The following is a 15,459-nucleotide window of genomic DNA, read 5'->3' on the forward strand; positions in this document are numbered from 1 at the left end:
AAGTTAAGATCGGAGGATTTTATGGATAAATCACAGAAATTCCCAGACTCCCCATTGTCTAAGGAAGAATGGCGTCAATTAGATGAAACTATTGTTGAAATGTCTCGTCGTCAACTGGTAGGCCGTCGATTCATTGACATTTATGGTCCACTAGGAGAAGGTATTCAAACCATTACTAACGATATTTATGATGAATCTCGTTTTGGAAATATGAGTTTGCGTGGCGAATCACTAGAATTAACGCAACCAAGTAAAAGAGTTAGCTTAACGATTCCGATCGTATACAAAGATTTCATGCTATACTGGCGTGATATGGCACAAGCGCGCACATTGGGTATGCCAATTGATCTTAGCCCTGCTGCTAATGCTGCCAGCAGCTGCGCTCTTATGGAAGATGATCTGATCTTTAATGGTAACCCTGAGTTTGACCTCCCAGGTATCATGAATGTAAAAGGGCGTCTTACGCATATTAAGAGCGACTGGATGGAATCAGGAAATGCTTTTGCTGATATCGTAGAAGCTCGTAACAAGCTATTAAAAATGGGGCACAGCGGTCCATATGCCCTTGTTGTATCTCCAGAGCTGTATTCGTTGCTCCATCGTGTACACAAAGGTACTAATGTCCTTGAAATAGACCACATTCGCAACCTAGTTACAGATGGTGTTTTCCAATCTCCGGTAATCAAAGGTGGTGCTCTAGTAGCAACAGGAAGACATAACCTAGACCTTGCAATTGCTGAGGATTTTGATTCAGCTTTCTTAGGAGACGAACAAATGAACAGCCTAATGCGCGTTTATGAGTGTGCTGTCCTCCGTATTAAGCGTCCAAGTGCAATTTGCACATTAGAAACGACAGAAGAATAAATAGATATACGATGTATACAAGAAAGAGAGATAGCCGTTTGGTTGTAGTCGGGGCTATCTCTCTTTTTATTTCTTCATCAACAATATGTTTTTTTAGTTTGAATTTTCAGTTTTTGATAAGGATGAAAAAACCTTAGGTACGACCCTAAGGTAGAAATTCTTATATTTGGAACTGATTACGCAATCCGAACGATTTTTTGAAGATCAGTTGTATGTAAGAACGGGATGTCTACGTGGCTAGTCGCTGTTTCATAACCAATATCACAGACTAAGACATCTACCTCTTCACAGAAAGGCAAGGTACAGCTTCCTTCGTTTAATTCACACAGACGTTTTAAATGTTTAAGTCGTTCGCCCACTTTTTGTTCGCGCATATGTTGATTTACTAACTCACAAACATTGACATGACGGGCATCTATCACCATGCTGATATCCTGAATATGAACGATTAGACGTTTTCCCTCTTCTGTAACAAATCCCAACGAACAGAACTGAGAGTCAGACATTTCTAGACGAGTAATCACCGCATTTTTATACTCTTCTCCAGAGCGAAGCTTGATGGTATCAGCTTCTACTGCGCCACCTATTTTACGCTCGTTGGATACAACCGTATACATATCGGTATAACCGTTAATCTGGTATCTCGTCATCGAAAATTCACTCCTATTCTTATCTTATCTGCTAATGAGACTCATTATCAACTTTATTTGTATCGTATAATGAAAATCATTATTAGTCAATATTGAGATTGTAATTAACGTTTTTATCTACTTACAATGCAGTTTCTCCCCAATACATCAGGTTTAATCTGTAAAAATACTCCAATATCTATCAACAGTGAAACATCTTTGTACCCTAATACAAATAAAACCATCCACAGGGTCTTATTGTTAGGCAGTTTTATTTTTATAGAAAATATAAACAGCAATAAAAATGCCAGAGACCCAAATAGACATTAAAGCAAAATCTAAAGCAACTTTGTATCCAACGGAAATAAATGATAGCTTTGCTGTCAAAAAGGAAAGAAGGATTCCGATCACTGCAATGGAATACCCTAATGTATATCCATTGGTCAGAATTTGTTTACCACGTTCATCTTTTCCTTCTGATCTCGTAAAAGCAACGGTGTATGAAACCGAAATTACATAGGTAATTACAAGTAAAACAAATATAACTTCTAACATTCTGGCACATCTCCCTTATCTACTTCATATTGAAAAACTTCATTTATATCAACCTCAAATAATTGAGCAATTTTAAAGGCTAGCATAAGAGAAGGATTATAGCGGTTTGCTTCTAATGAAACAATCGTTTGTCTACTAACTCCTAATTTGTCTGCTACCTCTTTTTGCGACCATCGTTTCTTTGCACGTAGCACAAGTAATTCATTTCGAATTCTTCCTTCCTTTTCCAAGAAACCACATCCTTTTGTTTAAATGTAATATATTTTTGACATAATGTAAACAATGTTTATCTAAAAGTAAAAAATATATGTATATCTGAATAAATCAACCTAAACAAAAAGCTCACTAGCGATATTTTTATCGCCATGTGAGCTTTGGTATATGATCCTCTATTATTTTTTCTGTCTTTTGCTTTGAAGCCTATTTCGTAAACAATTGTAGCTTCTCAATACGTTTCACAGCCTCACGCAAGCGCTCCTCCGTGTTCAACAGTCCTAAACGTACGTATCCCTCACCATGTGTTCCAAAGCCTATCCCAGGGGCAACCATTACATGTGCTTTAAATAAGAGCTCATCCGCCAATTCAGCAGATGTATAGCCCGCCGGAATCGGAAGCCAAGCAAAGAACGATCCCTGTGATGGTTTCGCCTTCCAGCCGATTTCATGCAACGCTGTATACAAAGCGTTTCGTCGACTTTCATAGGTAGCCACCAACTCGCGGACACAGTCTTGAGAATCAGTCATTGCTTTAGCTGCTGCCATTTGGACAGCTCCGAATAAGCTTACAAAGTAATGATCTTGCAAAGTGTTGATTAGCTTCACCAGCTCGCGATTTCCTACCATTGCTCCTACACGCCAGCCCGCCATGTTATAGGTTTTGGACAGGGTATAAAACTCAACTCCTACCTCTTTAGCACCAGGAACCTGCATGAAACTTACTGGTTTCTTTCCATCAAAGGAAATGGCCCCATAAGCAAAATCAGAACAAACGACAATTTCATGCTTTCGAGCAAACTTGATGGTTTCCTTATAAAACTCGTAAGGTGCCGTGACTGCCGTTGGATTGTTCGGATAGTTTAAAAACATCAGTTTTGCTTTTTCTAAATCAGCCGCATTTAATTGACCGTAGTCAGGTAAAAACTGATTATCTGCTTTCAAGGGCATGGGCACCATACGTCCGCCTACCACAGCTACTCCTGACCAATAATCCGGGTAGCCAGGATCAGGTACCAAGGCGACATCCCCTTGATTCATCAATACCTGACAAATCTCTACTAGTCCTGTCTTACTACCAAATAAAATCGCTACTTCCTCTTCTGGATCAAGGTCTACATCAAATTCCTGCTTATACCAGTGGGCTACGGCTTGCTTTAATTCCAACCGTCCCTGAAAAGGTGGATATTTATGATGCAAAGGGTCTTTCGCCTGTTTTGCTAGTTCTTCTACAATATGTGAAGGTGTCGGTAAATCAGGATTTCCTTGTCCCAAGTTAATAACATCATGCCCCTCACTAATCACCTTGTTAACCTTTGCTACCAATGTTGAAAAAAATTGGGTGGGTAACTGTTCCATCATGGAAGCAGGCGTGATACGCATCGCTTTCCCTACTTTCTTTTTTCAGAGTAAACAGACATTTATGTAGGTAAAAACAACCTTTTGATTTGTAAGAGAAAGACCCCTTTCTTTTGTAAGCAAAGAAAGGAGTCGTTTGTGTAACAATGATTTTATACTAGTTAGTGTAGCTGATTCTGTCAATCCATTTTTTGAATCTCAACTTTTCCTCCATCTTTAAGCATGGACTGACCTCTGATTACAACTTTTTCTCCCAAAGAAACACCTTTTTTAATTTCAATCAGTTCGCTTGATTCCTCGCCTGTCTCTACAGCTACTTTCTTAGCTATATCGCCTTCCACTTTATATATATACTTTTTGCCATTTTCATCGAATACAGCTTTGCGTGGAATGGCAACAGCCTTCTGAACTTTACTAGAAGCAGATTGGATTTTTAAATTTACAACCATATCTGCCTTTAATTCATTCTTAGGATTTGGCACGGTAATTTCAATTGGATATGCTTTTAATTGTTGATCCATTGTAGGACTTACAGCAGTAATGGTAGCCTCGATTTTTTTATTCAAGGCAGTTAATTCAACCGTTGTGCGATCCCCTACTTTTATCTTAGTAATTTCATCCTCTGAAAGGTTTGCTTTTACTAAGAGTGGATTGGTATTAACCAGGACAACCACTGGAGCTTGCCCTGTAGCCATTTCTCCCACATGTCCGCCTATCTGAGATACGTAACCAGAGATTGGTGCTGTTACAGTTGAATTGCTCAGCTGTTCACGTGCGCTAGCAAGCGCAACCCTCGCTTGGTTAACATTTGCTTCTGAAACCACGATTCCTGTTTTTTTGGAAGCAGAATTATAATCCACCTTTGCATTATTAAAAGCGGTTTCCGCATTTTTCAATGCTGCTTGCGCTTGTTCATTCTGCTGCTGGGAGAGAGCTCCTTGATTAAATAGCTCTTGGCTTCGAGTGGCCTCACGCTTAGCGTCCTGATAAGCACGCTCTGCCTGCGCCATTGCATTCTTTGCTGTTTCAACAGATTGAGTGGTGCTAGTACCACTCTGGCTGAGGCCTGCTACCGATACCTGATACTGGGCTTCCGCCTGACGAACCGCATTTCTGAGGTCATCTTGATCTAGCGTAAATAATACAGATCCTTTTTGTACATATTGACCTAGCTTAACAGATAAGGTTTGAATTTTACCCGGAACTTTTGGCGAAAGTTTTACTTCTTGGCTCGGTGCCAGTTTACCAGTATAACCTGCTCCTGAAGCGATTGAATCTTCTATTGCTGGGCTTATTTGCACCGGAGTTGGCGCTTCCGCCTCAGCAACTTGTGGAGCTGCAGCGGGTTCTTCGCCCGTGCACCCCGTTGCTGTCAAAGCAACAACGAGTATCAGCGGTAAGCCCCATTTACTTTTTATCATTGTTAATCCTCCTTTACCTCATTACACTTCTTCTACTACAGTTGGCGTATTATTCTTCTTTTTCCGATTAAAACGATTCTTGAACTTACGACCCCAGTTATCAAAAGTGACATATACGACAGGTACAAGTACAAGAGTGATTAGCGTGGAGAATGTTAGGCCGAAAATAACTACCACTGCCATTGGAGCTTGTGATTCGTTACCGGAACCACCCGCAAATGCTAGTGGAGTAATCGCTAGCACAGTCGCTAACGTAGTCATCATAATCGGACGCAGACGAATCGGACCTGCTTTTAAGATAGCTTCATCTCGATCTAAACCATCTTTACGAGCCGTAATAATGTAATCCATGAGAACGATCGCATTATTTACGACAATACCCACTAACAAGATATAACCGATTAGGGCTGGTACTGACAATGGTTGACCTGTCACAAACAATCCAACCACAACCCCGATAAAAGTAGGCGGCACAGAGAACATAATGATAAACGGACTAAATAGAGACTCAAACTGGCTTGCCATAACCATGTAAACAAGAACAATAGACAAGAGAATGGCAAGACCTAAACTACCAAAGGATTCTTCCATATCTTTAGACTGACCGCCATATTCGATATGGTAACCGTCTGGAAGGTTTAATTGAGCTAATTTTCCTTGTACCTCAGTCATAATCGAGTTCAGGTCACGACCACTAGTATCACCAGTAATTGAAACCTCACGAGTTTGATCCGCACGTTTAACCATTTGTGCTACTTCCACTTTTTCCACTTTAGCAATCGCACCAATTGATACTTGTGCCCCGCTAGGAGTTGTAACGGTTAGACGTTCTAAATGCTTTGGTTCATCCTGAATGCTTTTTGGCAATCGAACTTTTACATCCACCTCATCATCACCTGTTTGATAACGAGTTAAGGTTTGCCCTTCAAAAGCCGTCCGTACATATGATAGAACCTGTTGTGTACTTAGGCCATATTGACTTGCTTTTTCACGATCGACTACCACTTGGAACTCCCGATCTTTTTCTTCTAAAGAAGTGGTTACGTTTGCTGTTCCAGGAACTTTGTTGACAACACCCAAGATGATATTACTGATATCATCTAGAACATCTAAATCATCACCACGTAAGCTTATTTCAAGTGGTGTACCGCCCATACCACCATTGCCATCCAAATGTTTGACAGTAATTTCTGCACCAGGTATACCTTTGACCTGGTTCCGTAAATCTTCAATGACTTGGTCTGTTGTACGTGTACGTTCCTTTGTATCTACTAGTGTAAGCTGTAGTTCTCCACGATTGGTAGCACTATTCGCTAACACAGATGCACCTGCACTCCCAATGGATACATACAATTCTTTTAGCTCTGGTACCTTTTTCACGATACCTTCAAGTTCACTAATCACTTTTTCCGTTTCCTGAATCTGCGTGTTGCTAGCTAATTTAGCAGCGACAGTAATTTTTCCTTGATCCATGGATGGAATAAATTCCGCTCCAATAAATGGTGTCAATACCACAGCACCGGCAAACATTAGAGCCACAGCTAGGTAAACGGTCTTACGCCACTTGATCGCCCATTTTAGGAAACCTCCATAGAAATTGGAGATTTTCGTAAAGCCAATGTTAAACCAAGTGATCGGATTGAAGCCGCGATACGTTCCAGAATGATAGATTTCTTCATCCGGGATGCGTTTCAAAATTCGTGCAGACATCATAGGCACAAGCGTAATAGAAGCTAAGAGAGCTGCTATATGTGAGTACACAACCGTTAGTGCCAATGGTCCGAATAATTGAGATGCTAATCCTTCAACGAACATGATCGGCAAGAATACACAAATTTGCGCAAGAGCAGAAGCCATGACTGCTGTTCCAACCTCTTGAGAACCATAGCGAGCAGCTTGCAACATCGATTTGCCTTCCTGACGATGTCTGAAAATATTTTCTAAAATAACGACAGCGAAGTCAACTAGTGAACCTAGTCCAAGTGTTAGACCACTAAGAGAGATCAGGTTGATTGTCTGATTCGTAAAAAACATCAAGCAGAAGGTAGCTATAACAGAAATTGGTATTACAACCGCAATAATTAAAACGGAACGAACGCTATTTAAAAACAATAGCAGGATAATAGTCGAGAATGCCGCCCCTATCAAGGCATGCTCCGCAACTGTATAAATTGAATCTTTGATAAACTGGGAAGAATCTGTGATCATGGAAATCTCTGTACCTGGTGGCAGATTTTCTTTTAGCTTTTCAATCTCTATTTTTGCCGAATCTGCAACTTTAATGGTGTTACCACCGGAAGCTTTTGTAACAGAAATTCCTACAGTTGGTTTCCCATTATAATAACTAAACTGTGTTTGTTCCTTATACGTATCTTCGATAAAAGCAATATTTTTTAGCGGAATGGTTGAAGGACCAACCACTACTGGTGTTTCACCAATATCCTTAATCGTTGTATATTCTCCTTGGACGCGGATACTAAGCTTTTTATCCCCTTCACGCACCATACCTGCTGCTCCAGAGAGGTTAGTACCCATTAAAGCTTGCTGTACTTGTTCCAAAGTAATACCGTAAGCAGTGATTCTGTCAGCATCAAGCGTTACTTCTATGATACGTTCCTTCCCACCATTGACACCAACGGAAGCAACCCCATCAATGCGTTCAATCCTGGATTTAATAACATTGTCAGCTAATTCTTTTAACTTCGTAATGTCATCACTACCCGTTAAAGCAAACGTCATAATTGGCTCACTATTTGGGTCTAGCTTAAGAACGCGTGGAGATTTAGCCGTATCCGGCAATGCTCCGCGCACTTGATCTACCTTGTCACGCATGTTTAACGTGGCTTGGTCCATATTTGTGCCCCAGTTAAACTGGACAATAACCTGCGAGGCTCCACTCATGGAAAACGACGATATTTTACTTACATTAGGAACAGTCCCTAATGCTTCCTCCACAGGTTTTGTCACTAGCTTTTCCACTGATGCAGGTGTCCCGCCCTCAACCGAGGTTACTACAACAGCAACCGGTAAGTTAAGGTTAGGATAGAGTTCTACCGCCAATTTGGGTAGCGACACGAATCCAAAAATGAGGACGGCTACTGCCAGCATCAAGATGGTTACGGGTCGATTAATCGCAAACCTTGAAATGTTCATCTTTGTTCCCTCTCTCCTTTAATAAGGAATGATATTTTTTCTCTAGATAATGATTGAGCAATTCTAAAGATTGAGTAATTTGTTTTCGCTCGTGTTCCTTCATTCCCACAAATAATTCGGGTAAATACTGTTCTTTCATTAGAGGAAATCGATTTTGAAGCTGAGAAAAATCCTGAGCCAGAAAAACCCAGACCATGCGTCTGTCATTATGATCCCGCTTGCGAGTCACCAAGTTGGCTTTTTCCAAACGATCGATGATACCGGAAACCGTGCTATAGGATAATTCTAGCTTTTTACTGATTTCTCCAATCGTCTTCGGATTATCTTTTACTTGATGAATCACCATAATCTGAGGTTTAGTAATGCCGCTCTTCACCAGCTCTTGCGTAAAAATCCCGATGTATAAATTCCACATGTCCATCAATCGATCAGAGAGCTCATTCATAGAATCACGGCAACCTCCTCCTACTGTTTTTATTTCGCTATACGAAACATTATGTCATGATGGTTATCTTGTATCAAGAAATTTCCAAAGCTACATATGCTAAATACAGCTTCTGTCATTGGTCTATCTGATAATACGTATCTCCTTACAAAAAATTTCTCTTTTCAAAAAATTGATTTGTTTTTTTTGTATGAATTATAGAAAGTTCCATTCTTTTTCATCAGACTGTCGACAATCGCGGGAGTGAACGCGTACACCCTATATTGTCACTCGGCTGAAAAAAGTTTCGGTTTTTATAAAAATATCCTCTCCAAAAAAAATTGTAACTTTTCTTTTTTTATTCTCGACCTTGTATGTGAGCAAGAAAAATTAAAAGAAAAGGAAGATAATTATGAAAAAATCTACGAATAAAACAGTCTTGAGTCTTATGGCAGCACTTATGCTTTCATCAACTCCGGTATGGGCTAGTGCCAAAACCGTTACAGATGAAACAGGAAAAGTACAAACCTTACAGGAGTTAAATAAAGTAATAAAAAAATCAGTACAGCAATTGACTGAAATACTTCCTGAATTAGAAGAGTTCACTCGAATTGAGGTTTTACCGTATTCTGAAGGAAAAACAAAAGTTGTTCTTTCTAAAGTAAAAGCTAAGAAATTCCCATCGGCTGTTATCATACTTGATTCTGAGTCAGGAGTTATTCAAAAATTCGATATAAGAAAAGAAGACGTTTATTCTGATGAACCCGCTGACAAAGAAATGGCCAAGGAAAAAGGAGAAGCTTTTCTGAAAAAGCTACTTGGTGATGACGCTGATCAGTATACAGTCAGAGAAAGAATTGGAATTGGAGGAGGAGATGGCGCTAGTGATAGACACGCTTGGATTAATATCTCCTTTAATCGTGTACTCAACGGCATTGAACTTAAAGATGATCAATATTATCTTCAAGTAAATCCAAATGGAGATATTATTGGCATGGAAAAGAGAACCCCAGCTAGTTCTGATGAAGATCTTCCAAATCCCCAAAAACTAATCAGTGAGGAACAAGCGGAAGAAGCGTTAGCTAACATAATTTTCCCATTCATTTCAGCAGATGATGGAAGAGTCGTTTATTTCTTCCCTGCTACTCCTTATGTGAATGCTGAGACAGGAGAAAAGATTAGTACCTTTCAGGACACGTCCTACTCTGATCCATATCAGGCAAATCAAAGTGGTAAAAAATTGGTAGCTAAATCAGCTGATGAGGCCGCTGAAGCTCTACAATCCGTATTGGGTTTTGATGTAACAGGTTTGACCTTAGTTGAAAAAGAATCCAAAGGAAATAAAATATATTCATGGTATAAAAACAAAGAAGCAGTTGCTTCGGTTGAGACAAAAGATAATCAAGTACTTGATATAGCAATCGAGGATGAAAATAAGAATGCTACAAAAGCTAAAATTTCTCCGGAAGAAGGTCAAAAGCTAGCTGTCAAAACAATTCAAAAGTATTTGGGAGACGATGTAGAGGAATTAATTAACAAATCTTGGAAAACAAATAAAGATCCTGATATTGTAATTCATTACGAGATCAATCAAGCCCATGCAGGAATCTTGGTTCTTGACCGTTCATATTTAGTAACAGTGAACCGTGCTACTGGTAAAGTGACGGGAATTAGCGGACTAGGTGAAACTTCTGAAAAGCTACCAGACAAGGATTCAATTATTGACGCTGAAACAGCTACAAAAGCTTTTCTAAAAGAAACTCCACTTAAGCTTGTCTACGTAACTGCAAACACAACTGGAAACGATGGCGACGCATATATCGCCTATACAGTAGACAATGACGTGCGTATCAATGGAATTACAGGGGAACCAGTAGAAAAATAATTCTTAATTAACCTATCACTCCACAAAGCCATCCTTGTTGTTTGGGATGGCTTTTATCCAGGAGGGGAATTATGCCTTGACGGAAGACGAAAAGGAACATATCCAGCATATATACCGTACTCATTATCAGGACATCTATCAATTTCTAGTCTTTTTTACAGGCGATCAAAACGAAGCAGAGGATTTGACACAGGAGGTTTTTATTCGTCTATTCCGCTCTTTGTCAAATTACGATGGACGTTCTCCACTAAAGCTATACATACTTTCTATTGCTCGTTATACAGCAATCGACCATTATCGTAAAAAAAAGTTTAAATATGTCTTTTCAGACTATTGGATAAAAAAAATACCGGCAACATTTGGACTGCCTGAAAAAGAACTACAGCAAAAAGAACTACAACAGAACCTACAGCAAATCTTTCAGTCACTGAAGCCGAAACATAGAATGGTCATCATCCTCCGCGGTTTACGAGAGCTTTCGATTAAAGAAACGGCGGAAATTTTAGGGTGTAGTGAGGCAAAAGTAAAAGTCGATTACCATCGTGCCCTGAAGATTATGCAAAAGAAATGTCTTATTCCCACGATGGGAGGATTATACGATGAGCTTGCCAAGTGAAAAAGAGATCTTACATGCTTTAAAGCAAAGAGAAGATTTACAGCCACGGTCTCAATTTGTGGAAGAGTGTGAAGTAGCGATTATCAAAAGGCTAGCAAAAAAGAAACGAGCTCACATCTGGTATATTCGAACTGCGAAAATATCCTGTATTGGTGCTACTATGATGTTAGTGATATGGCTTGGCTCTCCTCTGCTTCATCAGCCAATGGAATGGTCACAAACAGAGCCTATTGTTAAAGAACCGTTACATAACGAACCGTCACCTTCTATTCCCAAACCTCCTATAGAGAAAAAAGGTCCAACGATTCGTCCAACTGTTCCAGTTCCTACTCCCACTCCGATCCAGGTGCCAGATCGAGATCAAAAGCCAGTACCAACAACTCCTGATCCTGATCCAATCAAAGAAAAGATATCAGAGTCGGTTGTCGATAAAAAAGAAGTGCCTATTGTAAAACAAAATCAAATGACTGAGTTTGAACAAATAGCGTTCGATTTTCTAAAACAAAGGCTTGGGGATTCTATCAATAGCTTCCAAAGCTTTGTTGGTACTAAAGGAAAAGCTACAAGCCGAGTAGTATATTATCGGATGGTTCATAATACTCCTATTCTCGATCAAAATATAAATCTATCAATAGATGTCCAAACGAAAGACGTATATTCTACTATCAAAGGTAATATTACGGAAGATATTGATCCACTTCACTTCCCTCTTCCTAAAGATATATTGCCAATAGCGAAAGTGGACGAAATTTTGGAAAAAGAAATGCGACTTATTTATTTTCAAACAGGAGAAAATCAGTATGTATTGGGATACCAACCTGCTATCTATGGGTATATCGATGCAAAGAGCGGGGAATGGTTAGATTCTTCATATAGATTGCTTGATAAATCAAGTGGAAAGATTATCCCCCTTGATTCAAGAAAGCAATTTTCTGCTAAGTCCGAAGAAGAAGTACAGACAATCTTAGCTGATTTGTTTACTGTGGACACACAAAAACTTAGCATGCAGAGTAGCTCATCCTATAAACAAAGTCAAATATATCAATGGGAAGATGACACGGAAAAGCGTGGCCGTATTGAAGTAAATACGTTCAGTGGCCAGCTTCTTGAATATGCTTATAAACCTGAAATAAATCATACTTCATCTCAAATCAATAAGGTAGAAGCTCAGCAAAAGGCGATAGCTTTACTCAAGTATATCGTCCCTACACAAATAAAGGAGCTTTATCTGGACACCAACAAAGAAAATATTGATACGTCTTTTATTACTTTTACCTTTTATCCTAGCTATGAAGGAATTCCTGTGATTAGTCATCCTTACCATGTCACAGTTGATATGGATACAGGTACGATCACGAATTATCAGGGTAGCCCTTTTGATCCAGAATCGTTACCTAAAAAATCCAGCATCCTGTCGATTAAAGAGGCTACACAGACCTATATTCAGACCTATCCGTTTCAGTTAGCATATATCTTGCCTACCAAAAACGGCAGCCCCCGTTTGGTATATACTGTCTTACCAGAAAACACCGACGCAAATACTATAGATGCAAAAACGGGGCTGCTTCTTAAAATGAAAATGGAAAACGAATAATAAATCAGCCACCTTCTCTATCTGCTAGGAAAGGTGGCTCCTTTTATAGGTTAATCTGTGGCTAATCTACATCCAAAATTAAATCTATCCCTCTAAGCGCTCATAGTCCCCACTCTTGCCACCCGTTTTTTTCACCAGATAGGTAGGACCAATAATCATTTCCTTATCCATTGCCTTACACATATCATAGACAGTGAGTGTCACAGCACTAGCAGCCGTCAATGCTTCCATTTCTACTCCTGTTTTACCTGTTGTTTTCACTTTAACCCATACCCCAATGGTATCCTCACCCTCGTATTCATATGTAACATCTACGCCCGTTAAGGCTAACGGATGACACATTGGAATGATATCTGAGGTTTTTTTGGCTGCCATAATGCCCGCTACTTGTGCTACAGCCAGTACGTCCCCTTTACTGATCTTCCCTTCCTTTATGCGTAGCAAGGTCTCCGGCTTCATCACAATCCGGCTTCTAGCTACCGCCTCACGTCGCGTAACATCTTTATCTGAGATATCTACCATGCGAGCCCTATTTTGTTCATTAAAATGTGTTAGTTGATCTTTTGTAGACATAATCGTTTTCTCCTTTTTTACAAACGTTCTTTCTACATTTATTTTATGTTAATGTATACGACCTGACTATTCAAACAATCCATCCACTGCCACTAATGCCTATCTTCCGCGTTACGCTCCTCTTTATCCATAAAGAGAACGGGTAGAGATTGCTACTCGACTTAGCTTCCTCCCTTCATTTCGCTATAGTGATATGGTATGTTCAAGAGAGAAACGGAAAATAGTAAGCAGAACGAAAGAAAAGAGGCTAATGACATGCAGGTTACCCTATTATTATTCGCCGGTTTAGCAGAACGCGCCGGACAAAATAACGTACAGATCGAATTGCCTGATTCCAGTACCGTACAAGATTTACTCGATAAGCTACCCCATGAGTATCCAGCTTTGAAGGAACTGCTATCCAGTTGCTTTGTATCGGTAAATCAAGAATATGCCGATCACCATACTATTATAAAGGAAAACGACGAAGTAGCGATTCTTCCCCCTGTAAGCGGAGGCGAAGAGCCACGTTTTGTAATTACAGAAGCTCCTCTCTCTGTAGAACCGTTAATTAAACTAGTTTCTCACCGTAACTGTGGAGCTATTTTAACTTTTATCGGTACTGTACGTGAAATGACACAGGGTCAGCGTACTGTCTATCTTTCATATGAAGCGTATATTCCAATGGCCATTGAAAAGCTTAAACAAGTGGAGGCAGAAATCCATGAACGCTGGGAAAATATACGTGTTGCCATCCACCATCGAATTGGTGATCTACAGATTGAAGAGATCGCGGTAGTAATTGCTGTTTCATCTCCACATCGTAATGATTCCTTTGAAGCTGGTCGCTATGCGATTGAGCGTTTAAAACAAATCGTCCCTATATGGAAAAAGGAAATATGGGAGGATGGAAACGAGTGGAAGGGTCATCAGCTAGGACCTTGGAATCCAATTACTGACTTGGATAGTGAGAAAAAATAGTGTATTTCTTATTGCTAGGATGGAGTGAGCATAACAACCATGAATGAGAAAAGATATTCTAGACAAATCTTATTCACCCCGATCGGTGCAGCTGGACAAGAACGTTTACGCAACAGTCGTGTTGTCATTGTTGGGATGGGAGCGCTGGGAACAGTGCTCTCCAATCACCTAGTACGAGCTGGGGTCGGGTTTGTACGGTTTATAGACCGGGATTTTGTGGAACCAAGCAATTTACAGCGTCAAATGCTGTATGACGAAGAAGATGCAAGACAACACTTGCCGAAAGCGATAGCCGCTTATGAGAAATTATCTAAAATAAACTCAGATGTAGCATTGGAACCCATCGTAGCAGATGTTACTGCTTTTCATGCTGAAAAGTATTTATCAGATGTTGATCTAATTTTAGACGCTACAGATAATTTTCAGGTTCGCTATCTCATTAATGATGTAGCTGTTAAATACAATATCCCTTGGATTTATGGTGGAGCTGTCAGCGCGACTGGAACATATACCGCTATTCGCCCTGGTGAAACGCCCTGCTTACGTTGTCTATTTCCCGAAGCTCCTAAGCCAGGTACAACCGCCACATGTGATACAGCTGGCGTAATTGGCCCAATCATACATGTTGTTGCCTCCTATCAGGCGACAGAAGCTTTTAAAATCCTTTTACAGGCAACAAATGCCTACAATCCTCATCTGGAGCATTTCGATTTATGGAATAATACTCATCAACAAGTCAAAGTCCTCAAGGCAAAACGTCCTGACTGTCCTACTTGTGGACAGCGAAATTTTGAATTTCTGGAGACTAGCCCTGATGATGAGCTAGCTACAGCCTTATGTGGTCGAGATACGGTACAACTGAGTCCTCGTGAAACAACTACACTTGATTTATCTCAACTAGCAGAACGGCTCGCTCCCTTAGGGACAGTGGAACAGAATCGTTTCTTACTGCGATTCCACATCGACTCCTACACTCTAGTAATTTTCCCAGACGGGCGTGTGCTCGTTCAAAATACAGACGATATTGCCATTGCACGTGGCTTATTCGCCAAATTTATCGGTAATTAGGTAATTTTGTTACTATTTTGTGAAAATAGGGTGGAAGAGTAACACGCTTTCGAGTATAATAAATTTGCAACGGAAACGAAACGTGGTTTCATCTAGTGAAACAAACGGGTAAGGAATTATGTAACAGTTGAATTTATTTGCTCGA

General features: G+C 40.0%; 14 protein-coding genes. 6 read left to right on the forward strand and 8 right to left on the reverse strand.

All coding sequences use genetic code 11. The features are described 5' to 3' along the window. Nucleotides 1–21: 21 nt before the first annotated feature. Entirely contained in the window at nt 22–864 is an 843-nt protein-coding gene (locus BrL25_RS06190) for a family 1 encapsulin nanocompartment shell protein (RefSeq protein WP_018672702.1), read from the forward strand. Nucleotides 865–1,040: 176 nt separating this feature from the next. Here the strand turns inward: BrL25_RS06190 and BrL25_RS06195 are convergent, their stop codons facing one another. The 7 genes from BrL25_RS06195 to BrL25_RS06225 all read right to left on the reverse strand — a co-directional run bounded on the left by BrL25_RS06195 (nt 1,041) and on the right by BrL25_RS06225 (nt 8,639). Further along, the gene (locus BrL25_RS06195; RefSeq protein WP_018672701.1) at nt 1,041–1,514 is read right to left on the reverse strand and encodes a hypothetical protein; all 474 of its coding nucleotides are present in this window, start codon (nt 1,512–1,514) and stop codon (nt 1,041–1,043) included. A gap of 240 nt (nt 1,515–1,754) precedes the next feature. Next, on the reverse strand, nt 1,755–2,048 hold the full coding sequence (locus tag BrL25_RS06200; protein ID WP_018672700.1) for a hypothetical protein: 294 nt from the start codon (nt 2,046–2,048) through the stop codon (nt 1,755–1,757). Continuing rightward, nucleotides 2,042–2,278, reverse strand: coding sequence for a helix-turn-helix transcriptional regulator (locus BrL25_RS06205; protein WP_018672699.1), 237 nt, complete (start codon nt 2,276–2,278; stop codon nt 2,042–2,044). The genes BrL25_RS06200 and BrL25_RS06205 overlap by 7 nt, the downstream gene beginning before the upstream one ends. A gap of 190 nt (nt 2,279–2,468) precedes the next feature. Continuing rightward, a complete protein-coding gene (locus BrL25_RS06210; protein ID WP_018672698.1) occupies nt 2,469–3,644 on the reverse strand; it encodes a pyridoxal phosphate-dependent aminotransferase in 1,176 nt (391 codons plus the stop codon). 155 nt (nt 3,645–3,799) lie between these two features. After that, nucleotides 3,800–5,041 carry an efflux RND transporter periplasmic adaptor subunit gene (locus BrL25_RS06215; RefSeq protein ID WP_018672697.1) on the reverse strand — a complete coding sequence of 414 codons (1,242 nt, stop codon included), beginning with the start codon at nt 5,039–5,041 and terminating at the stop codon, nt 3,800–3,802. Between the two features lie 21 nt (nt 5,042–5,062). After that, complete coding sequence (locus tag BrL25_RS06220; RefSeq protein ID WP_018672696.1) at nt 5,063–8,194, reverse strand: efflux RND transporter permease subunit; 3,132 nt, start codon at nt 8,192–8,194, stop codon at nt 5,063–5,065. Next, entirely contained in the window at nt 8,169–8,639 is a 471-nt protein-coding gene (locus BrL25_RS06225; protein WP_018672695.1) for a MarR family winged helix-turn-helix transcriptional regulator, read from the reverse strand. Before BrL25_RS06225 ends, BrL25_RS06220 begins: the two co-directional genes overlap by 26 nt. A 391-nt stretch (nt 8,640–9,030) precedes the next feature. Here BrL25_RS06225 and BrL25_RS06230 point away from each other — a divergent pair, with 391 nt between their 5' ends. The 3 genes from BrL25_RS06230 (at nt 9,031) to BrL25_RS06240 (ending at nt 12,713) form a co-directional block, all read left to right on the forward strand. Then, the gene (locus BrL25_RS06230; RefSeq protein ID WP_018672694.1) at nt 9,031–10,503 is read left to right on the forward strand and encodes a YcdB/YcdC domain-containing protein; all 1,473 of its coding nucleotides are present in this window, start codon (nt 9,031–9,033) and stop codon (nt 10,501–10,503) included. Nucleotides 10,504–10,579: 76 nt separating this feature from the next. Then, a complete protein-coding gene (locus BrL25_RS06235) occupies nt 10,580–11,119 on the forward strand; it encodes an RNA polymerase sigma factor (protein WP_018672693.1) in 540 nt (179 codons plus the stop codon). After that, nucleotides 11,103–12,713 carry a YcdB/YcdC domain-containing protein gene (locus BrL25_RS06240; RefSeq protein ID WP_018672692.1) on the forward strand — a complete coding sequence of 537 codons (1,611 nt, stop codon included), beginning with the start codon at nt 11,103–11,105 and terminating at the stop codon, nt 12,711–12,713. Before BrL25_RS06235 ends, BrL25_RS06240 begins: the two co-directional genes overlap by 17 nt. Nucleotides 12,714–12,797: 84 nt before the next feature. Here BrL25_RS06240 and moaC read toward each other — a convergent pair whose 3' ends face one another. Beyond that, nucleotides 12,798–13,286 carry a cyclic pyranopterin monophosphate synthase MoaC gene (moaC, locus tag BrL25_RS06245; RefSeq protein WP_018672691.1) on the reverse strand — a complete coding sequence of 163 codons (489 nt, stop codon included), beginning with the start codon at nt 13,284–13,286 and terminating at the stop codon, nt 12,798–12,800. A gap of 255 nt (nt 13,287–13,541) precedes the next feature. Between moaC and moaD the strand changes: the two genes are divergently transcribed. Together moaD and BrL25_RS06255 are read left to right on the forward strand one after the other, a co-directional pair. Next, nucleotides 13,542–14,246 (forward strand): molybdopterin converting factor subunit 1, encoded by a 705-nt coding sequence (moaD, locus tag BrL25_RS06250; protein WP_018672690.1) that lies wholly within the window; start codon nt 13,542–13,544, stop codon nt 14,244–14,246. A 39-nt stretch (nt 14,247–14,285) separates the two neighbouring features. Further along, on the forward strand, nt 14,286–15,314 hold the full coding sequence (locus tag BrL25_RS06255; RefSeq protein WP_018672689.1) for a ThiF family adenylyltransferase: 1,029 nt from the start codon (nt 14,286–14,288) through the stop codon (nt 15,312–15,314). The last annotated feature ends 145 nt before the right edge of the window (nt 15,315–15,459 follow it).

Source organism: Brevibacillus laterosporus DSM 25 (assembly GCF_002706795.1).
GTDB lineage: Bacteria > Bacillota > Bacilli > Brevibacillales > Brevibacillaceae > Brevibacillus_B > Brevibacillus_B laterosporus.

Coding starts and splice junctions, on each gene's coding strand:
- BrL25_RS06190 (WP_018672702.1), top strand. CDS start 22: ATGGATAAATCACAGAAATTCCCAGACTCCCCATTGTCTAAGGAAGAA.
- BrL25_RS06195 (WP_018672701.1), bottom strand. CDS start 1,514: ATGACGAGATACCAGATTAACGGTTATACCGATATGTATACGGTTGTA.
- BrL25_RS06200 (WP_018672700.1), bottom strand. CDS start 2,048: ATGTTAGAAGTTATATTTGTTTTACTTGTAATTACCTATGTAATTTCG.
- BrL25_RS06210 (WP_018672698.1), bottom strand. CDS start 3,644: ATGCGTATCACGCCTGCTTCCATGATGGAACAGTTACCCACCCAATTT.
- BrL25_RS06215 (WP_018672697.1), bottom strand. CDS start 5,041: ATGATAAAAAGTAAATGGGGCTTACCGCTGATACTCGTTGTTGCTTTG.
- BrL25_RS06220 (WP_018672696.1), bottom strand. CDS start 8,194: ATGAACATTTCAAGGTTTGCGATTAATCGACCCGTAACCATCTTGATG.
- BrL25_RS06225 (WP_018672695.1), bottom strand. CDS start 8,639: ATGAATGAGCTCTCTGATCGATTGATGGACATGTGGAATTTATACATC.
- BrL25_RS06230 (WP_018672694.1), top strand. CDS start 9,031: ATGAAAAAATCTACGAATAAAACAGTCTTGAGTCTTATGGCAGCACTT.
- BrL25_RS06240 (WP_018672692.1), top strand. CDS start 11,103: ATGAGCTTGCCAAGTGAAAAAGAGATCTTACATGCTTTAAAGCAAAGA.
- moaC (WP_018672691.1), bottom strand. CDS start 13,286: ATGTCTACAAAAGATCAACTAACACATTTTAATGAACAAAATAGGGCT.
- moaD (WP_018672690.1), top strand. CDS start 13,542: ATGCAGGTTACCCTATTATTATTCGCCGGTTTAGCAGAACGCGCCGGA.
- BrL25_RS06255 (WP_018672689.1), top strand. CDS start 14,286: ATGAATGAGAAAAGATATTCTAGACAAATCTTATTCACCCCGATCGGT.